Origin of the sequence: Arcanobacterium buesumense, assembly GCF_012563545.1 — a bacterium.
Taxonomy (GTDB): domain Bacteria; phylum Actinomycetota; class Actinomycetes; order Actinomycetales; family Actinomycetaceae; genus Arcanobacterium; species Arcanobacterium buesumense.
Map to the genome: position 1 here is coordinate 1,406,545 of NZ_CP050804.1, position 20,124 is coordinate 1,426,668.

A 20,124-nucleotide genomic window follows, 5' to 3' on the forward strand; every position below is an offset into this window, starting at 1 on the left:
CGCTCCTTCGTCGTTCATCGCACACATATTAGCGAAAAGGTAAAATACGGATAGTGTCACCCGCATGTATCCACTCTGTTGTAGCTGGAGTTAAAGCTAAAAATTCTGCCCGCGGTAGTGACCCTACTAAATGCGATCCAGAACCACCAGCACTTGCCGGAACTACTCCTGTTGGACCGAGAATTGCTGGCATAAATTGGTCACGGCCGTATTTGTGACGCCAAGAAGTGCCCGCTACTCCCCACGTAAACATCTCATCAAAAGAGAGCGGTATTTCCCCAGATATAGAACGCAGCAGCGGGAGAACAAATAGGTGCATAGAAACAAAAACACTTACTGGATTTCCAGGAAGGCAGATCACCGGCGTCGATCCACTTCTTCCCCATCCTTGTGGTTTTCCTGGTTGCATAGCAACGTGGGCAAACTCAACTCCAGCAGAATGTAATCGGGCCTTAACCACATCAAAAGCACCAGCGCTCACTCCACCGGTAGTAATAACAAGATCACACTGTTCAACAAGAGCGGTAAATGCCTCATCGAACGCTGTTGGCTCGTCACTATGGAGCGACATTGTCATCACGTTCGCCCCGTATTCTTGGCATAGCCCACTCACCAAGAAAGAATTGGAATCTGGAATACTGCCATGTTCTAACGGCTGCCCAGGCGCTCGCAATTCACTGCCGGTCGCTAAAATACCAACTCGAACACCTCGATGCACACGTACATGACCGTATCCAAGCGCAGATAACGCTCCAATATGTGCGGGGGTAAGACGGGTTTGGCGGGTAAATACTTGATCTCCTACCGCAACGTCTTCTCCCATGTAACGCACATTTGCTCGTTCATCAACTGGCGCAGTGACCGTGATAGCGGCTGGTACTTCAGCACCCATATTGGCCATCTGCCCGGCAGTATCTTCAACTTTGACAACAGTATCTGCTCCGGCTGGCATCGGGGCGCCAGTCATAATACGAATTGCTGTACCTGCAAGTAATTCACGATGAGGTACTGCTCCTGCCGGAATATCATCGATCACAGACAAGGCCTGACCCACCTGTACATCTGATGCCCGCACTGCAAAACCGTCCATGGAAGAATTAGTAAAGGGTGGAATCGCGTAACGCGCTGTCACATCTTCACCCAAAATTTTACCCCGCGCCTGATCAATCGGTACGGTTACCAGCTCTGTGGGTGCACCTAAGCTCATAACGTCGTTGTAATGCTGTTGTACAGTTTTCATTTCTTCTCTACATTCTTATGCTTAACAATCGGCAGGGTGCGCATATCGGCGCTGAAAATATCAATAAGTGCAATGCGACCAGTCATTATCTTACCCACCCCGGTAATAATCTTGATAACTTCACCTGCCATAACTGACCCTACTACCCCACACAGAGGCCCAAATGTCCCTTTTTCTTGCGGGGATGGTAGCGAATGAAAATCAGGTGTGCGCGGATAAATATCGTCAAGCGTTACACTATGTGGGCTACGGTCATGAATAAAGACACTGACCTGGCCGTAGTATGCAATGACTGCGCCCCAAACATGTGGAATCTGATGTTCGTGGCAAGCATCGTTGACCAGATATCGGGTAGTAAAGTTATCTGAACAGTCCACCACCACATCATAGGAACTGACGATCTGCCCAGCATTTTGAGGTGTCATCCGATACGGGTAACGAATAATGGATACGTTTGGGTTTAGTTCAGTTAAGGTTTGTTCTGCACTGAGTGTTTTTTCCTGCCCAGCGCGTGGTGTTGTATGTATCACTTGTCTTTGCAGATTTGATAAGTCGACGACGTCGTCGTCAACTATCCCGATCGTACCTACTCCAGCAGCAGCCAAATACAGTAAAACAGGTGACCCAAGTCCGCCAGCGCCGATAACCACTACTCGGGCGTACTCTACTGCCGTTTGGCCGGTATCTCCGAAATCGGTTAATCGCGTGTGTCTGGTGTAGCGCACGTCTTTCCCTTTCCGTTTGCGTGTTAACAGTTATCCCCTAAACTTATTCCATGAGCCAAAACCTTGTGAAATTTGCTGTTATTACTGTTTCTGATCGCGTCTCCCAAGGAGTACGCGAAGATGGTTCTGGCCCATTAGCCTGTGAACTATTAGCCAAACACGGCCACGTAGTCTCCTCTTCAGTTGTTCCGGACGGGATTGAACCTGTCCAAGGCGCAGTACGCGAAGCAATGCTGAGCGGTGCTCAGATCATTCTAACAACTGGCGGTACTGGAATTACCCGCAGAGATCAAACCCCGCAAGCAATCTCCTCAATCATTTCTTATGACATACCGGGGATTCCAGCGCTGATCCGAGAACAGTCTAAAGTTGCTACTGCCGCACTAACTCGTTCAGTAGCCGGAGTTATCGACGATGGTAACCGGCGCGCAGTTGTTATCTCCCTCCCCGGTTCACCCGGTGGTGTAGCCGAATGTATATCTATTATTTCGGGGCTGTTCACCCATATTGCCAGCCAACTCGCCGATGGTGATCACATCCAAGAAAACTCTACGCATGCAACAGCCACTTATCACCTCGCTCACAGCAGCCAACCTTCCCATGGTTTAGGTGAAGTTATTGTTGCTGCAGTTCAACAAGATCCCATCGATATGGCGCAATTAGAGCAAAGCGTGCGCAGCGATGCAGCTGGAGCTATTTCAAGTTTTTGTGGCCGGGTACGCAACCACGATCAGCATAAAGGGGTAACGAGTATCGATTACTCAGCACATCCCAGTGCTAACGATATTATTACCTCAATCGCTCATAAAATTGCTACCGAATATGGACTGCATAAAATCGCAGTTATTCATCGTTATGGGCATTTGGAGATCGGCGATATCGCGTTAGGTGTGGCAGTGAGTTCAGACCATCGCAAAGAATCCTTCCGAGCCGTTGAAGAAGTAGTTGAGCGTATCAAACTCGAACTCCCGGTGTGGAAAAAACAAGAGTTTAGCGACGGCTCATCCCAATGGTCTGGGATGGCTTAGTGCTCACCCGCCGGCAAATGGCGGAAGAATATCTATTTCCACATTTTCCCTGTGGCTAACAACATCGTCATCAGCGAAGCGTCGCCCATCCACAAGCATGGCGCACATCCGCAGATGCTGGCCAAACTCTTGTCCATGTCGGTCAGTCAGTTCTCTCACCACATCGCCTAACGTCATCGTGCTTTCAGCATCAAGGCGATCTTCGGCCACTCCAGCAGCTTCAGCAATACCGGCAAAATAACGGACCACAATCGTAGTTTTCATCGTTCTCCTCATAACTCCACCACCGGGTTAGCCGCCGATGGAACTCATATTTCGTTCTGGAGGAATAAACCCCTCATCATTAATACCGTGACTGGCAGGTTTAGCCCACATTGCTGATTGCCACACAGCAGCGATCTGTTGATCACTAGCACCCGAGCGAAGCAAAGTGCGCACATCGTATTCGTCGTCGGAAAACAAACATGAACGAATCGATCCTTCAGCGGTAAGCCGCGTCCTATCACACTGAGCACAAAATGGTTGTGAGACGGAACTGATAAAACCCACTTGGCCGCCGTCGTGAGGGATTCCGCGGAAAGAACCTGGCTGCACATTCCATAATGCGGCTGGGGAACTGCCTCGCTGCGTTTCCTGAACCGCAGACAAATCGAAATGCTGCGATAGCTGATCAATTAATGCCTGCGAGGTAATCATCTCGTCTTTATTCCATTGACCACGCGGACCAATAGGCATATATTCAATAAACCGTAGCTGTGCCCCTAAGCGCAATGATAAACTCAGCAGCTGACCAACAGAATGGTCATTGACTCCTGGCATCACTACTGCATTAATCTTCACCGGCGATAACCCAGCCGAGACTGCGGCCCTAATCCCGTCTAGGGCGTGTTGAAACCGATCGCGACGAGTAAGCGAAAAATATTCTTCTTGCGACGAAGAATCTAAGGAAATATTGACTCGCCTAAGTCCCGCATCACGCAATGCCTGGGCTCGATGTGCCAAACCTAAAGCATTTGTTGTTAAAGAAATATCCGGGTGGCCCCCATCGACAGTATCAAGTTTCGCAGTTTCTTCAACGATTCGTTCAAGGCCTTTACGGAGTAATGGTTCTCCGCCGGTAAAACGCACTGTGGTGATTCCCAAAAGTTCAACGCCGATCCGAACCATGCGAATAACTTCATCATCAGAAAGTATCTTCGTCAGTGGGAGTAACGGCAACCCTTCTTCTGGCATGCAGTACTGGCATCGCAAGTTACATCGGTCAGTTAACGATACGCGAAGATCGCGCGCGCTACGACCGTATTGATCGCGTAACATACGTGGCAACGGCTCAGGCTGCTGGTAAACCACAATACCCCCATATCCATCTAGAGATACCTGACACTACTAGGGTGACAGTTATCTTTCAAACCATACGCGAGTACGTCCCGGAAACCTAGTCCAGATTTTCGCCAATCAGTGAACGCATAAGCTCCATTGGTACTGACTCAAAAGGATGGTCTTGACGATAAGTACACAACGGACACAGCTCAGTATCGCGAGTAACAAATGTTGCTCCACATTGCACACATGCGCGAGTTTGACGGCTCACTAGTTGCTGTTGTGGTTTGGTAGTAAGCGTAGACCACGACGACGGACCAGTAACTTCTAATGCGTCAACCGGGCATAAGTCCACACACGACAAGCATCCACGACATGCTCTGTGATTGTGCCACAAAGTATCTTTACTTGTGCTGCTTGGACTAGCGCCAGCAATATTCAACGCGTCATGAGGACAAGCTTTAACGCACACCCCACACATTGTGCACCCAGTGGCCTGAAGTTCAATACCAAGTGGCGCATGAAGTGGCAATGCATCAAGGTCACTGACTCCTAATAAAACCAGCGCCGCTAAAGTGCGTTCTTGATCATCACTTGTTAAGTCAAGCGGACATGAGATGCTCAGGCCTAAAATTGCACGGCGAGGTAACGGCATGTCATTGAGCTTCAGTGTAGTTCCAGCACGCAATCGTCGTTTATCGGATGCCTCGTAGCGGCACACACGCTCAGGGGTAAGACTTTCCCAGATAGCAATTTTATGTTCGAGTGCGCTGAGGTTCTCAGGACACGGATGGACATATACCGTATGTGCTCCCACCGCAAGCATCTGGGCAACTACTCCGTCAGAGGCATGAGCTAGGCACTCATTCCATACAACGCTAATCACATGCCGCTTTGGCTGAATAGGCTGAGCATGAGCACATGAAATAATGACATGGCTACCAGGTTCTTGAGCTGCTAGCCAACGCAGTAAGGTAGCAACAGCATCACTCATGTGGATACGTTAGGCCGATTGCGGTAAACCAAGTCTCTAGTGCGCCTTGAGTTAAGGCAATAACTCCGCGTAGCCACGCGGTAGTAGCTTCCTGAGATGCGTGAGCTAACATAGCGGGCATCCAGGTAACAATATGCTCCTTGGTAAACGAGACAGCAAGTTCTTGCGCCATATCGTGACCATCAAGTGCCGCTATACAACACCTACCTAAAAAATCGAGTTCTAGACCTATGTGATCGTCTGGCTCAGTGTTATATTTTGGCGCTTGAAGTGCGAGCTTGGCGTATTCTTGGCGCACCTCTAGAGTTTGCCTATCAAAAACAAGACGATCTTGCCCACAGTGTACGGATTCGTATGGGGGTACTTTCGCCGAAGCAGAAATGCCGTAGAGGGTGTCTTGATCAGTGATGATCGCGTCATCGTTCTCTGCACGCTGGGCCGATTCAGCCAAAAGTTCTAGACCGCGGGAGCTATACTGCGATAAAGCGGAATCAAGTGGCCACTGATGAAGTAGCCCGATAACATCGGATCGCGTTTGACCGTCAGCGGGCTGGATATGTAACCGCCCTAAGACGGTAAAAGCGGCGGCAAAAGCATCATACTCTGCTGGGCTAAGCACAGATTTTCTCCTTAAATATGGGTCTAGGGTAAGGCTACCTCGAGTCAGTGCGAATTGCATTGCCACTGGCACACTAACAAAACCAAACGTGAGCTGGGAAGGTCTTTCCCAGCTCACGTTACATCAAGCATTCATAAAGATTATCCAGTGATGGTTTGCCAGGTGTTCAGCCCGGCACGCCACAGACCATCGTAATGAATTGAGCGTCCCATAAATTCGGAAATAACAGCTAGCACGAACGCAGCAACAATAACAGCAATCAATATTCTATTGGGTATTGCAGACATCCGCGCTTGGTTGAAAGCAAAAACGCCTGAAATGACTACTGCTACTCCAAGAAGCAACAAGCGCCACAACAAGAAGCTGAAGGATATTTCCGAAGCTACATGTTCTGCTGCCGGGCCACCATGTACCAACGTCAGAAGGTACATGGGGTAGGTAATAAAGATAACCACACCAGCTGCGGTTGCAACCGCAGTTAGTCCTTGAAGCGCGGAACGCAAGAGCGAAATAAGATCCTCGTTAAATGCTTCTGCTTTATCTTTACGTATCTTCCCAAGCGGATCTCGCGTCCAGACGACCAACAATGCCAAGGCTACTGCCAACGGGCCAGTAAGTAAGGTCGAAGCAAAGAAGAAGACTGGAACAGTGAAGTTATTCCAAGCTGGAATAGTAATTGTCGAGTAATAGACTCCGCTCATTGACACAAGCAAGAATAATCCAGAAAGCGCAGTAAGGATCGCCAGGATTTCACGCAATCCACGAGTAAACCAGTTGAACCATTGCGAGATTGCAAAAGCGGCACCGAAACCACCGAATAAGACACCAGCAAATAGCTCACGGCTCAACCACGATGAAAAAATATTATTCATCGTGAAAATTGCATGGAATGGGTCATTCAAGTGGAAGAACGCGGCAAAAAATCCAGCAACGAGGAGCGGCCCAACCGCATACATTGCTACATCGGTAATCCGATCGATTGCCGCCACAGAAATTTTCCGATATCTACCCAGCAATTGAATAGCGCCGAGTGCCCAAAAAGCTCCCACCGACATTTGCGCCACGACGGTGAAGATAATCATGGGTAATTCGTGGATATTCATCAGATCTCCTTCGGGTTTGTAATCTGACCGGTGCCGGAATCCCATGCTTGAGCATCACGGTGCGGTGTAATAACAAGATGTGGTTTGGTAATCGATGAATCCGGCAGTGGAGCGACGGAATCAGTATCCCCATACTTTTCACGCAATTCATCGATTGGACCCCAATCAAGGGCGCGTGATGGACAAGCTGCTACGCAGGCTGGATCTTTTCCTTCGGAACGGTAGTCGTAGCACAAATCGCATTTAGACATATGTCCAGTTTCCGAATTGAGCTGCGGAGCACCGTATGGACAAGCCCACTGACAGTATCGACAACCCACGCACTTCGATTCATCAACATATACAGTACCGTCCGGGCGTCGGCTCATCGCCGTCGTCGGACAAACCTCCATGCACACCGCATTTTCGCAGTGATTACATGAAATTGAGGTGTAATAAGCAAATACGTTGGGCTCGAAAGTATTGCCATGAACTTGCCATGAACCACCCGAATATTCGACAACGCGACGCCAGGTGATTCCTACTGGAAGATCATGCTTATCTTTACAAGCAATCTGGCAGGCTTTACAACCATTGCACAGCGACTGATCAAAGTGGAAGCCGTATTGGGCGCCTTCTTTTGTGTAATCTTCAGCCATGATTGATCCTCCTAGGCCTTCTTAATTTCAACAGTGACAGTGTGTACTGCATTGCCACGGGCTAACGGTGACGGATGCAATGCACTCAACGTATTAGTATTGCCACCAATATCTACCGGCACATTTTGATTGGCTTCCTTCGGTGGAGCAACTTCAGATGTTGGCACAGGGGTGAACCATGCACCTTGTGGCAACGAAGCGACACCGGGAGCAATACGTTCCGTGACCTTGGCTTCGATCTTAACCGTACCGCGGTCATTGAAAGCAAAGACTTGATCGCCATTCTTAATACCCCGAGCTTGCGCATCAATTGGGTTGATCCAAATAGTTTGGATATGGGCTTCACGTAGCCAGTCAACGTTTCCGTAGGTTGAGTGCGTGCGCGCCTTGAAATGGTGTCCAATCAGCTGAATCGGATACTGTGAATCGCGCGCATCCAGTGCACCTTCCCACGTGGGGACATATTCTGGAAGTGGAACGAGCTTATCGCCTTCTTTGGAATCTCGGAAATCATCAAAAGTCCACTTTTCTGCCATACGCTCAAGGCGCTGAGAATAGATTTCAATCTTTCCAGATGGTGTATCAAGCGGATTTTCTACTGGGTCTTCCCGGAAGTCTTCCATCGAAACGACCGGACCAGCCAGTTTGCGGAAGATCCCCATTTCTCGCCACTGCTCGTATGTAGGCAACTCTGGATCTTTGGCACGTGCCTTTTCCACAGCTTCGCGTAGCCAGCCTTCCCGATCTTTACCTTCAGTGAATTCCTCTTCCACTCCTAGGCGTTGCGCTAATTCAGCACAAATGGTGTAAACGTCCTTGCACTCGTAAAGAGGTTTGATCGCTTGCGAAGAAAGAATACCGTAAGCCATCGGGCTGGCATTTTCTCCCGGATGCAAATCAAATTCTTCAGCTGCAGATGTACCCGGCAAGACATAGTCAGAATAACGGCAAGAGACGGTCATCTGAATATCGCAGTTAACAATGAGTTCGCACTTAGATTCGTCTTGCAAAATCTCAACAGACTTATTGTTATCACCAGTCTGATTGACGATTGAGTTACCGCCATATTGCCAGACCATCTTGATAGGCACATCAAGTTGAGTATTCGTTGGGTTGCCATTTTCGTCAACCGGGACCTTGAAATCACGAACGCCTTCTTTAGGCTTTTCCATCACGCCAGCATTAAACGTGTTCATTTGCGGACCGTGCTCGATAGCATCCAACCAGGCGAAGACTGGAATAATCTTCATCGATGGATTTGGCTTATTCGCAGTTAAAAGTTTCTTGATTGGCAAACCTGGCGAGGATTCACGGGCACCGTTACCACCGCCTGCAATACCAATATTTCCGGTCACACAGGACAGCAGGAAGATAGCCCGTGCAGTGTTCTCACCATTAGCATGACGCTGTGGCCCCCAACCTTGGGTGATCGCACATGGCTTAGCGCCTGCAATATCGCGAGCGAGTCGACGAATCACATCAGCGGGAACACCAGTGATATCTGCGGCCCATTCTGGCGTCTTTTCAACGCCATCCTTCTTACCTTCAATGTAGGAACGGTAAGAAGAATTTGCTGGAGCACCTTCGGGCATATGATCTTCATCGAAGCCCACACAGTAAGTATCTAGGAACTGCTGGTCATGAAGGTTTTCTTTCAACATCACCCAAATCATGCCAGCAATAAGAGCCGCATCAGTGCCTGGACGCAGTGCGATCCACTCGTCAGCTAGGTCCAAGGCGGTTTCCGAATAACGTGGATCAATAACGATCGTTCGCACGCCTGACTTCTTACGAGTTTGCTGTGACACGAATGTTAATCCGCCACCAGACATACGCGTTTCTAATGGATTGTTTCCAAACATCACTTGGAGTTTGGCGTTCGCGGCATCGTCAAGGGAATTTGACCCAAACCAGCTACCGTAGAAATACGGATATGCCGAGGTAATTTCAGTGGTGGAATAGTCTGAATAGTGGTCAAGATAGCCACCCCAGCAGTTAAGCAACCGAGCAAATGCGGTTGCGTCTGGCGGCCACGACGTCGAGACTACCGAGCCAAGCGTGCCGGTACCGTAATTAACGTAGAAAGCTTCGTTGCCGTACTTGTCTTTAATTTCTTTCATCTTGGCAGCAATCTCATCGAGTGCTTGCTCCCATGAGATTTCTTCCCATTGACCTTCGCCACGCTTAGTACCCGGCTTGCGCTTGAGTGGCTTCTTTAACCGGTCTGGATTGTAAATCCGGTGGCGAATCGAACGCCCGCGAACGCATGCTCGCACGGATTGGTTACCTAATTCGTTAGTTCCGGTATCATCTGGCAAAACACGAACAACCGTGCCATCTTTAACTTCCAGACGAACTGGGCACCGCGAACCACAGTTAACGGTACAAGCCGACCAAATGAGTTTTGAATCGTTTTTTTCAGCTCCATGCGCAGATGATCCCAGCCATGCTGACCCACCTGCTCCCACGAGGGTTGCGCTACCGGCAGCCACACCTGACCACTTCAGGAATGACCGACGTGAAATATCGAACGCACCCTCGCGATTCTCGGTTTTATCCACCATGAGAACCTCCTCTTTTTCCGTTATTTTCGCGGGCATAATTGTCCCCCAGTTACTGCGATAGTAGGAGTAATGAACACCCGTTCAATAGGACAAAGGTCCTCAACTGGACGCCTGTCAATTAACGCAATGAAAGTCGCGCTAAATCTAGTATCTTTACGCAAGCCCCACCTTTCGAAAAGACCTTTAGACCCATCCGCTTCGCCAGATATCCCATTCGTTACGCATTCATGCCGGTTAACATATAATTAACCCATTACCGAATAACGCTCAGCAGTGAAGGAAAATGTGTGACACCGCAGTCAACAAACACTCAAGACCCACGCTATTTACGCTCACGTATCCTTTTACGCGAAGCCATACTCAACCTCACCACACACAAACGCCCAGACGACATCACCATTGCGGAACTAACCAAAGCTGCCGGCGTCTCACGGGGCACCTTCTACGCTCATGCCACCACTCCAGCAGAGCTCCTCGCGACTATTCTTATCGCGGAAATATCGCCTAACTTCTCCCGAATTTCAACTCTTATCCACGACGAATCAAACCAATACCTACTCCGCTGGCGTGATATCTATATTGACTTACTCAAACACGTTCGCACCCATAACGCTATCTACCGGCAGGTTTTCCTAGAAAAACCTGAATCAGCCACCCTGGGCTACCTCACTACATACTTCCGCCAAGCTATCTCCAGCTATGTTCTCGGCTTCGTCACACACAACGAAGAACCCCTTACGCCACTGTGGATAACCATGGCAACTGAGCAGCAAGTACACAACACAGTTGTCATTATTTCCTCGTGGCTCGAAACCGATATGACTACCTCACCCGAACTAGCAATGAACACGTTCATGAGCCTGATACCACCATGGCAGCTAGCAAAACTATCCGACGACGGACGGATCTACCTACGCCGAACACGCGCCTTGCACGATATGCTAACCTCATCTTCAAAGACACCATAAGAAAGGAAGCAAACAATGTTCGGAATCAATGGCGCCGAATTTATTGTTGTGCTCATCGTCGGTGTTATTGTTCTAGGCCCAACTCGAGCCGCTCAAGCAATAGTCTGGCTACAACAAGGCCTCGCAAAAATGCGTGGCTGGTCCGCACAAATGCGAGAATACACCGCAGAATTACGCGCTCTTGACAAATCTAGCCTCAACGATGTCAACACCACACTTTCCGAACTCAATCCGGCACAACTCGATCCACGATCCATGATCCGCCAAGCTGTTGCCGAAGAAATGCAATTGTGGCTCAACGAGACCACAAACAACCCATCCCGCCCATCGCAAAACCCGAAAGAAGATTCTCATGACGCGTAAAGATGACCCCGCAAAAATGGCCCAAATGGAAGCCTGGCTCAGCGCAGTTAATGCCGAACTAGAACTCGATCCACAACTCATCGCAGATCACAAAAAACCACTACTACAACTCATTTCAACCGTCGCACACGGTCCGTCACGGCCCGGAGCACCACTGACTGCTTTCCTTGTCGGTTACGCAGCAGCTACTACCGGGGCAAACCCAGACGATCTCAGTTTACGACTCGAAGAACTCGCTCGTAACTTCCCAACTGCCGACTAAAATGCCCCTCACCGGCGTCATCTTCCTCGGCGGTGGACACGGAAAACGACTCAACGGCGTCGTCAAACCACTCCTCACCCTCGAAGGCAAAACTCTACTCGACTATAGTCTGCAAGCTCTTGATGATAGCGTCGGCCACACTCGCACCATTGCAGTTACTGCCCCTGATCACCGTCTCCCACCTGGCATGCCTCAAACACTGGAAGATCCGCCATTCGGTGGTCCGGTAGCCGGAATATCTGTCGGGCTGACATATCTGTATCCAAATAAAAACTATCCAGATACTGGTTGCGAACGCATCGCCATCTTCACTGGCGACGCACCTCTTGCCCCATTACTTCTCCCCCGGCTTTTATCGCACGCCACCGAACGCGATGGTGCAATATGCCAGTGGGACGGACGCCTGAACTATCTTATCGGCGTCTATGATGTGACCGCACTTGCCCGGGCACTGCCGGAAAACCCACACGGTTGTTCCGCCCGTAAAGTTTTAGGAGCATTGGACTTAGCTATCGTTACCGACGACGAACATTTCAGCGCAGATATCGACATACCCGACGATATCTGCCGGGTTCAGAGACTGATACACACCCATTTAGGCACACGTAGTGCTAACACATAGCTAGATATACCGTCACCACTATGACTCAAGTCGGCAACACAAACACTGTGTCGCCGACTTGACCGTTCATACTTAGTCGCTCTAACTACGCTCAGCAACTGCTTGTTGAACAACTTCTAGTAATTCTTGTAATTCTTCGTCATGAAGCTCAAGGACCATACGCCCGCCGCCCTCGAGTGGGATGCGCAAGACAGTACCATGGTTTGATCGCTCCGTTTCAAGCGGACCATCACCAGTGCGGGGTTTCATCGCAGCCATGAGACCTCCTCTCGTAAGTCAACTAGGCTGATATACACTATAATAATGCATCCCACTAGGCTTAGGGAGTAAAAATACAGATTAACTCTCTTGGCTTAGCACATGAGCAGCATGCAAGGCACGCACTACTCCCTCTGCGTCATCAACTACCGAAAAAAGGCCATTATAGCCAGGGGAAACCATTTGTTCACCAAGCATCGTCTGGTCCATCCACGTCATCAAACCATGCCAATAATCTGTCCCAACCAAGATGATCGGAAAGTTCAGCAATTTCCCCGTTTGAACTAGGGTTAATACTTCAAAAAGCTCATCCATTGTGCCAAAACCGCCAGGAAAAACAACCGCACCTAACACGTGTTTGACCATCGCGACTTTGCGAGTATAAAAATAGTCAAATGTTAATCCAACATCCAGATACTCATTCGACGTCACCTCTTGAGGGATCTCAATCCCCAATCCCACTGACAGAGCACCGCTGTTTTTCACGCCTCGATTGGCAGCTTCCATTATTCCCGGACCACCGCCAGTAACAATTGCTAGTCCTTGGGCGCCCAACAGTTGCCCTACACGATACGCCAGCTTATAGCGCGGATCCCCTACACTGATACGAGCCGAGCCATAGACGGCAATTGCCGGCCCGATCCCACGCAAAGCATCTTCTGCACGAGTTAAATCAGTAACTGTGCTAGACACCTGTGAACTAAGAGCGCCAGTTTGGGCATGTGGAATATTTCCAGATGACGTCATGACTATAGTCTACTCTCACCTTTGTTGGGTGCTGGTCACACCCCTATCTAAGCCGGGTTTTTGGTAGAATTCTCCTATGTTAAATACAGATATAACTCCGCACGAATTAGCCGCTCAAGCAGCCTCAGTGATTGCGGAACGCACCGGCGTTTTACGCCACGATATTGCTCTGACACTCGGATCTGGCTGGGGTGGAGCCGCCGAACTTATCGGCGATATTGTTGCTGATATTGACGCCGCTGACATTCCTGGCTTTCACGCCGCTGCTGTTGCAGGTCACGGCGGAAAAATAACTTCAATCAAACTCGCTTCCGGACATCACGCATTGGTGCTTGGTGCCCGCACACACTATTACGAGGGCAAAGGCGTGCGTGCAGTCGCCCACGGTGTTCGTACCGCTGCTGCTGCCGGTGCACGCGTGTGCATCTTAACTAATGGCTGCGGTTCTACCGTTGCAGAGTGGGGCCCAGGAACTGCTGTCCTCATCAAAGACCACCTCAACCTCACTGGCACCTCGCCTATTGAAGGGGCAAACTTCGTAGACCTCACTGATGCCTACTCCTCACGTCTGCGTACTATCGCGCATGAAGTAGATGGAAGTCTGCCAGAAGGCGTCTATACCCAATTCCCTGGTCCACACTATGAAACTCCCGCTGAAGTCAAGATGGCACGTGTGCTTGGTGGGGACCTCGTAGGAATGTCTACCGCGCTAGAGACAATCGCTGCGGCAGAAGCTGGCCTCGAAGTTCTCGGAATTTCATTAGTAACAAATCATGCTGCTGGTTTTGCCCCAACAAAACTCAATCACAAAGAAGTGCTCGAAGCTGGAGCTGCCGCTGGGCCACGGATTTCCCGTCTACTCGCCGATATTATCGAACGCATTTCCACTACCGTGCTATAAAACCATCAATTCACATTGCCATTATTTAAGGAGAATTATGTCGTACAACGTCGCTGAAATCGAAGAGTGGATTGCTCACGATCCTGATGAAAAAACAGCCAATGAAGTTGCGGAACTTCTCAAGCAGGCACAAAACGGCGATGAAGCCGCCCAAACTGAACTTGCAGATCGTTTCCAAGGGTTCCTCGAATTTGGTACTGCCGGCCTACGCGGCTCCATGGCAGGTGGCCCTTATCGCATGAACCGCGCCGTCGTGCGCCGTGCTGCCTACGGCTTAACCGCATGGCTAAAAGAAAAAGTTGGTGACGATGCCCTCGTCGTCATCGGATACGATGCCCGCTACAACTCAGCTGATTTCGCCGCCGACACTGCCGCAATCGTCACTGCTGCTGGCCTACGCGCAAAAATCATGCCACGTGCCCTGCCAACACCAGTTCTTGCATTTGCCGTCCGCCATTTCAACGCCGAAGCTGGCGTGATGGTTACCGCTTCACACAACCCAGCTAAAGATAACGGCTATAAGGTCTATACTGGTGGACGCGCAATCGACGAAAACGGCCGGGGATCACAAATCGTACCACCAGTCGATTCCGAAATCGCTGCCCATATTAAGGCTGCACCACCAGCAGACGAGATCGCCTTAGCAGAATCAGGCTGGGAAACTATTGGCGAAGACTTCATCGATACTTACGTATCTACCACAGTTGCAACTATCAGCCCAGATACCCCACGCGATCTCAAAATCGTCTACACTGCAATGCACGGCGTCGGCGCACAAATCATGCGTCGTGTATTGGCGGATGCTGGCTTTACTGACGTCGTCGAAGTCGCGGAACAAAACACCCCAGATCCAGATTTCCCCACCGTCTCTTTCCCCAACCCTGAAGAGCCCGGTGCCCTAGATATCGCTATCGCGTTAGCCGAAAAAGAAAATGCTGACCTCGTTATCGCGTCTGACCCTGATGCCGACCGCGCCTCAGCTGCCATTCCAGTCAATGGCGTATGGACGCAACTGTCTGGCGACGAAATCGGTTCAATTTTAGGCGAACAAATCGCTGCTCGTATCGCCCGCGAAGGCACAACCGGCACACTAGCTAACTCGATCGTCTCCTCGCAATTACTCGAACAAATTGCGCACCATCATGGTCTAGACTACGAAGCAACTCTGACCGGCTTCAAATGGATCTCACGCGCACACAATATTATCTTCGGATATGAAGAAGCCATCGGATTCTGTGTTGATCCAACACACGTCAAGGACAAGGACGGCCTATCCGCTGGACTCTTGATTGCCCAAACAGCAGCCCAACTCAAGAGCGAAGGAAAGGGACTGCGCGATGAACTCGATCGTATTGCCACCACTATCGGCTCGCTCTACCTGACCGGACCGGTAACAATCCGCGTCGAAGACCTATCAATTATCCCAGCAACGATGGACAAGGTTCGGCAAAACCCACCAACGGTACTCCTTGGATCGCCGGTCACCTCAGTGGTTGACCTTTCACATGGCACCGATCAGCTTCCGCCAACAAATGCGATGGTACTGCGTACCGAAGCTGGCGATCGTGCAATAGTTCGTCCTTCTGGAACAGAGCCAAAGGTCAAGTGCTACCTCGAAGTTATCGTGCCGTTAGATGGCCGCGATATTAACGAAGTACGAAGCATCGCTGCCACTCGTCTCGCGCAGTTTAAGACCGAGATGGGCGATGTTCTCAAACTAGACTAAAACCCTATCTCCAGCTTATACAGCTCTAAATTCTGTGGGTTCGCTAGATACCGTCTGGCGAACCCACAGAATTTTACTATGGTCATAGCATCTTCTAACGGCTGATGTGAGCATTAATGTCAGTATTAAAAGGAATAGCGCAAGCTGTGACTAGGATTCTCACAGCTTGCGCTATTACCTGATGCTACGTTGAGCCCACTACTCACTCAGGAAGTGTGTCAAGGACTTTCTTCGTACCGGACAAACCTAGACGAGTAGCGCCTGCCTTCATCAGTTCAAGTGCGAACTCGCCATCATGAATTCCACCAGATGCCTTGATTTCCAGCTCGTCGCCAACGGTCTTCTTCATCACTTCAACGGCGTGAACTGACGCACCACCTGTTGGGTGGAAACCGGTAGAAGTCTTGACGAAGTCTGCGCCAGCATTCATCGAAGCTTCACATGCCTTGACGATTTCTTCATCAGTGAGTGCAGCAGATTCAATAATTACCTTCAGCACTGCATATGGGATAGCATCTCGAACAACAGCAATATCGTATTCGAGCTCTTCCCAAGCGCCTTCCTTAGCTAAACCAATGTTGATGACCATATCGACTTCATCAGCACCAGCAGCTACCGCACGTGCAGCTTCGGTTGCTTTAATTTCTGATGCGACCGCACCTGATGGGAAACCACAAACGACAGCGAGTTTGACATCGCCTAGTTCAATTTCTTCTGGAAGTGGCAGCATCGACGGTGATACGCACACTGAATAAGTACCAAGTGCCTTCGCGTCTTCAACAAGTTTCTTCACATCTTCCATGGTTGCTTCTGGCTTGAGTAGCGTGTGATCTACGATGCCTGCAACTTCTTCACGTGTTGCCACGATTTCTCCTTTTCTTAGCAAGAAATGCTTTCCTTGCCTATGTTACTTGTTTCTTTCGTTATGAGATACGGTCTAGAACAACTGATGGACGTTCTTTATAGGCGCCACCGATTTCGATACCGCCTTCGAGGGAAGCGAGTGCTCGTTCGATACGCGATTCATCATCAGTATGCAGAGTCATGAGCTTTTGACCCTTCTTGACTTCGTCACCTGGCTTGGCAAATAGCTCAATACCAGCAGCGAGCTGAACTGGTTCTTCTTTAAATGCTCGACCGGCACCCAAGCGCCAGGAAGCAACACCTACACTCAAGGCATCGAGGGTAGATAGAACACCGTCAGATTGTGCAATAACATCATGGGTATGTTTAGCAACTGGCATTGGCGCGTCCGGATCGCCATCCTGAGCTTTAATCATCTTGCGCCACACGTCCATAGCACGGCCGTCTTTAAGGGCCTCTTCGACGTCGGCATCGGGTTGTCCAGCGGCAGTGAGCATTTCACGTGCCAAGGCAATAGTTAGTTCGACGACGTCAGCTGGGCCACCACCGGCAAGTACTTCAACGGATTCTTCTACTTCTAGTCCGTTACCGATCTTCAATCCAAGAGGGGTGGACATGTCTGTCAAAAGTGCTGTGGTTTTCACGCCAGCATCAGTACCTAGATCTACCATGGTTCGTGCTAGTTCTTGTGCCTTGGCAAGATCCTTCATAAATGCGCCTGAACCGACCTTAACGTCTAAGACTAGTGAATGCGTGCCTTCTGCAATCTTCTTAGACATAATCGACGAGGCAATCAGCGGGATACAATCGACTGTTGAGGTGATATCGCGCAGGGCATAGAGTTTCTTATCTGCTGGTGCTAGACCGGATCCGGCTGCGCAAATAACCGCTCCGGGACCTTCCAGACCAAGCTGGTGCATTATTTCTTCGTTAGATAGCGCCGCACGCCATCCGGGAATAGCTTCAAGCTTATCGAGTGTACCTCCAGTATGTCCGAGACCACGGCCAGATAGTTGGGGCACAGCCACCCCGTAAACTGCAACAAGTGGGGCTAGTGGCAAGGTGATTTTATCGCCTACACCACCAGTAGAATGCTTATCTGCCGTGATACGGCCTAGAGCGGAGAAGTCCATGCGCTCCCCCGATTCAATCATTGCATGGGTCCATTGAGCGATTTCTTCGCGATCCATACCGTTGAGGAAGATAGCCATCGCTAACGCAGCCATCTGTTCGTCTCCAACAACTCCTCGGGTATAGGCGTCAATTGTCCAATCGATTTCAGCCTTGGAGAGTTTATTATGATCGCGCTTAGCACGAATTACGTCAACTACATCAAACTTTTCTGCCATTATTTGTCCTTCTTCTCCTTTTCCGCATCACTTTCCCGAAGTGCGTACGGAGTATCAATTGTTATCTGACTTGTGGCTACAAGAGCTAAGTCTGCTGGTCCAAATCCTTGCGGAAGGACCTCATCCATCCGCATGATTCCTGACGGCATTGTCACGAGTAAATTTGGGCCACCGTGTTCGTAGAGTAATTGCCGGCAACGTCCACAGGGAACGATAACATCGCCGTTACCGTTAACGCAGTAGAATGCAACGAGCCGGCCACCGCCGGTGCGGTGCAGCATTGAGACAAGACCATTTTCAGCGCAGGTTCCAAGACCGGTAGAAGCGTTTTCCACGTTACAACCGGATACGAGACGGCCATCATCAACCAATGCGGAAGCGCCCACTGGATAACCAGAGTACGGCGCATAGGCAGTTTTCATTGCCTCAATAGCAAGATCTTTGAGTTCATCCCAGTTAATCTCAGGCATTTCGACTCCTTTCATTGTTGAATGAATGCGGTGGGCCGGCTTAGCCGGCCCACCGATCCACAAATTGTTTACTTAATGTACGGAATATTCTCTGCAGCTGGTGGCCGCGACTTCCCGACGAAGCCAGCCACTGCAATAATCGTGATGATATACGGAATCATGTTCACTAGCTGGGATGGAATTCCGCCATGAAGGTTTGGCATCAGCAATGCAACTGCTTTAGCAAAACCAAACATTCCTGCTGCACCAAGTGCACCTACCGGATGCCATTTACCGAGAATCATAGCAGCCAACGCAATATAGCCGTTTCCAGCGGACATGTTGTCGGTGAATGCTAATCCTTGCCCGATGGTGAAGAACGCACCACCAAGACCAGCAATTGCCGAACCGAAGATCGTATTACGAATACGAGTACGGTTGACGTTGATACCTACTGTGTCAGCTGCGCGTGGGTGCTCACCACATGCTCGCATCCGCAAACCCCAACGCGAGCGGTAAAGGAATACCGTCAGGAGAGCAACAGCAACATACATGATATAGACCAAAATTGTTTGGTCAAACAGCATTGGACCAACCACTGGAATCTCAGCAAGTAGCGGAATTCTAATCGATGGCAGCGAGTACTGATTGGTATTGAGGATTTCTGCGTTATCAGACATCAGTGTGCCATAGAAGAAGGTTGTTAAACCTAGGCAGAGCACGTTGAGCACAACACCAACGATAATCTGATCTACACCGTACTTGACTGAGAACAATGCCAGCAAGGAGCCTACTAGTGCACCGGCAAGCGGGGCCGCAAGCAAGCCCATGTATGGTGTCTTAAAGAAGGAGGCTGCCATAACACCGACGAAAGCACCAACGAGTAGCTGACCTTCGATAGCGATGTTAACGACGCCAACGTGCTCACACACTACACCGGACAATGCGCCGAAAATCAACGGAGTTGAGATAGCAACAGTGATACCGAGAGTTGATGTTAGTGTAATTGCACCTGCTGAGCCGCCACCGGCGAAAATCAAGAAACTAAAAATGGTCAAGACAGCCACAATAATGGTGGAAACTTTGTCTAAGATGCTTCCCATCTTGGCGTATTTTCCACGACCGAGCGCAGAAATCACTGACCACACAGTTGCCAGCGCAATGAGTACAAAGAATACCCACAAAGTTGTCACTGCTGGAATGGTGATATCAGGAATGTCTACTGATGATGCACGGTCATTCAGGCGCAGACGGGCATCACCAGTTGCTCCCATGGCAAAGAAAAGGGCAAGCAGGGTTGCTAGTCCATAGGTAACTGGGAATTTCCAAGAGATTTTACCAATGACTTCGCCTTGGGGCATGTTCGGAAGATCTGTGTTAGCTT

General features: G+C 49.9%; 22 protein-coding genes. 7 read left to right on the plus strand and 15 right to left on the minus strand.

All coding sequences use genetic code 11. The features are described 5' to 3' along the window. Window positions 1-28: 28 nt before the first annotated feature. Window positions 29-1,240, minus strand: a complete 1,212-nt coding sequence (locus HC352_RS06440) for a molybdopterin molybdotransferase MoeA (protein ID WP_168918112.1) — start codon at window positions 1,238-1,240, stop codon at window positions 29-31. Further along, complete coding sequence (locus tag HC352_RS06445) at window positions 1,237-1,965, minus strand: HesA/MoeB/ThiF family protein (protein ID WP_168918113.1); 729 nt, start codon at window positions 1,963-1,965, stop codon at window positions 1,237-1,239. The genes HC352_RS06440 and HC352_RS06445 overlap by 4 nt, the downstream gene beginning before the upstream one ends. 50 nt (window positions 1,966-2,015) lie before the next feature. Between HC352_RS06445 and HC352_RS06450 the strand changes: the two genes are divergently transcribed. Then, on the plus strand, window positions 2,016-2,993 hold the full coding sequence (locus HC352_RS06450) for a molybdenum cofactor biosynthesis protein MoaE (protein ID WP_168918114.1): 978 nt from the start codon (window positions 2,016-2,018) through the stop codon (window positions 2,991-2,993). 3 nt (window positions 2,994-2,996) lie between these two features. Here HC352_RS06450 and HC352_RS06455 read toward each other — a convergent pair whose 3' ends face one another. From HC352_RS06455 to HC352_RS06485, 7 genes are all read right to left on the minus strand, one after another. Further along, window positions 2,997-3,257: a MoaD/ThiS family protein gene (locus HC352_RS06455; protein ID WP_168918115.1), complete on the minus strand. Its 261-nt coding sequence runs from the start codon at window positions 3,255-3,257 to the stop codon at window positions 2,997-2,999. A gap of 27 nt (window positions 3,258-3,284) precedes the next feature. Beyond that, window positions 3,285-4,343 carry a GTP 3',8-cyclase MoaA gene (gene moaA, locus HC352_RS06460; RefSeq protein ID WP_247645180.1) on the minus strand — a complete coding sequence of 353 codons (1,059 nt, stop codon included), beginning with the start codon at window positions 4,341-4,343 and terminating at the stop codon, window positions 3,285-3,287. An 85-nt stretch (window positions 4,344-4,428) separates the two neighbouring features. Next, window positions 4,429-5,307 carry a 4Fe-4S dicluster domain-containing protein gene (locus HC352_RS06465; protein WP_168918116.1) on the minus strand — a complete coding sequence of 293 codons (879 nt, stop codon included), beginning with the start codon at window positions 5,305-5,307 and terminating at the stop codon, window positions 4,429-4,431. After that, complete coding sequence (locus HC352_RS06470; protein WP_168918117.1) at window positions 5,300-5,926, minus strand: TorD/DmsD family molecular chaperone; 627 nt, start codon at window positions 5,924-5,926, stop codon at window positions 5,300-5,302. Before HC352_RS06470 ends, HC352_RS06465 begins: the two co-directional genes overlap by 8 nt. A 140-nt stretch (window positions 5,927-6,066) precedes the next feature. Further along, the gene (locus tag HC352_RS06475; RefSeq protein ID WP_211080643.1) at window positions 6,067-7,029 is read right to left on the minus strand and encodes a dimethyl sulfoxide reductase anchor subunit family protein; all 963 of its coding nucleotides are present in this window, start codon (window positions 7,027-7,029) and stop codon (window positions 6,067-6,069) included. After that, window positions 7,029-7,667, minus strand: a complete 639-nt coding sequence (locus HC352_RS06480) for a DMSO/selenate family reductase complex B subunit (RefSeq protein WP_168918118.1) — start codon at window positions 7,665-7,667, stop codon at window positions 7,029-7,031. Before HC352_RS06480 ends, HC352_RS06475 begins: the two co-directional genes overlap by 1 nt. An 11-nt stretch (window positions 7,668-7,678) precedes the next feature. Beyond that, entirely contained in the window at window positions 7,679-10,231 is a 2,553-nt protein-coding gene (locus HC352_RS06485; protein WP_168918119.1) for a DMSO/selenate family reductase complex A subunit, read from the minus strand. Between the two features lie 287 nt (window positions 10,232-10,518). Between HC352_RS06485 and HC352_RS06490 the strand changes: the two genes are divergently transcribed. The 4 genes from HC352_RS06490 to mobA are packed head-to-tail and all read left to right on the plus strand — an operon-like array spanning window position 10,519 to window position 12,446. Next, on the plus strand, window positions 10,519-11,199 hold the full coding sequence (locus HC352_RS06490) for a TetR/AcrR family transcriptional regulator (RefSeq protein WP_168918120.1): 681 nt from the start codon (window positions 10,519-10,521) through the stop codon (window positions 11,197-11,199). Between the two features lie 15 nt (window positions 11,200-11,214). Beyond that, a complete protein-coding gene (locus HC352_RS06495; protein WP_168918121.1) occupies window positions 11,215-11,562 on the plus strand; it encodes a twin-arginine translocase TatA/TatE family subunit in 348 nt (115 codons plus the stop codon). After that, window positions 11,552-11,824: a DUF6457 domain-containing protein gene (locus tag HC352_RS06500; protein ID WP_168918122.1), complete on the plus strand. Its 273-nt coding sequence runs from the start codon at window positions 11,552-11,554 to the stop codon at window positions 11,822-11,824. Before HC352_RS06495 ends, HC352_RS06500 begins: the two co-directional genes overlap by 11 nt. Before the next feature lies 1 nt (window position 11,825). Further along, a complete protein-coding gene (gene mobA / locus HC352_RS06505; RefSeq protein WP_168918123.1) occupies window positions 11,826-12,446 on the plus strand; it encodes a molybdenum cofactor guanylyltransferase in 621 nt (206 codons plus the stop codon). A gap of 81 nt (window positions 12,447-12,527) precedes the next feature. On the opposite strand, the gene HC352_RS06510 is transcribed toward mobA, so the two are convergent. Both HC352_RS06510 and HC352_RS06515 read right to left on the minus strand, forming a co-directional pair. Beyond that, entirely contained in the window at window positions 12,528-12,704 is a 177-nt protein-coding gene (locus tag HC352_RS06510) for a DUF3117 domain-containing protein (RefSeq protein ID WP_168918124.1), read from the minus strand. Window positions 12,705-12,785: 81 nt separating this feature from the next. After that, a complete protein-coding gene (locus HC352_RS06515) occupies window positions 12,786-13,451 on the minus strand; it encodes an LOG family protein (RefSeq protein ID WP_168918125.1) in 666 nt (221 codons plus the stop codon). A 76-nt stretch (window positions 13,452-13,527) separates the two neighbouring features. On the opposite strand from HC352_RS06515, the gene HC352_RS06520 reads away from it, so the two are divergent. Together HC352_RS06520 and HC352_RS06525 are read left to right on the plus strand one after the other, a co-directional pair. Continuing rightward, window positions 13,528-14,352 (plus strand): purine-nucleoside phosphorylase, encoded by an 825-nt coding sequence (locus HC352_RS06520; protein WP_168918126.1) that lies wholly within the window; start codon window positions 13,528-13,530, stop codon window positions 14,350-14,352. Between the two features lie 37 nt (window positions 14,353-14,389). Further along, complete coding sequence (locus HC352_RS06525; protein ID WP_168918127.1) at window positions 14,390-16,078, plus strand: phospho-sugar mutase; 1,689 nt, start codon at window positions 14,390-14,392, stop codon at window positions 16,076-16,078. Between the two features lie 202 nt (window positions 16,079-16,280). Here HC352_RS06525 and deoC read toward each other — a convergent pair whose 3' ends face one another. The 4 genes from deoC to HC352_RS06545 all read right to left on the minus strand — a co-directional run bounded on the left by deoC (window position 16,281) and on the right by HC352_RS06545 (window position 20,101). Further along, the gene (gene deoC / locus HC352_RS06530; protein ID WP_168918128.1) at window positions 16,281-16,943 is read right to left on the minus strand and encodes a deoxyribose-phosphate aldolase; all 663 of its coding nucleotides are present in this window, start codon (window positions 16,941-16,943) and stop codon (window positions 16,281-16,283) included. 58 nt (window positions 16,944-17,001) lie between these two features. Beyond that, on the minus strand, window positions 17,002-18,291 hold the full coding sequence (locus tag HC352_RS06535) for a thymidine phosphorylase (protein ID WP_168918129.1): 1,290 nt from the start codon (window positions 18,289-18,291) through the stop codon (window positions 17,002-17,004). After that, window positions 18,291-18,761, minus strand: coding sequence for a cytidine deaminase (locus HC352_RS06540; protein ID WP_211080644.1), 471 nt, complete (start codon window positions 18,759-18,761; stop codon window positions 18,291-18,293). Before HC352_RS06540 ends, HC352_RS06535 begins: the two co-directional genes overlap by 1 nt. A gap of 68 nt (window positions 18,762-18,829) precedes the next feature. Then, a complete protein-coding gene (locus tag HC352_RS06545; RefSeq protein WP_168918633.1) occupies window positions 18,830-20,101 on the minus strand; it encodes an ABC transporter permease in 1,272 nt (423 codons plus the stop codon). Window positions 20,102-20,124 lie beyond the last annotated feature (23 nt).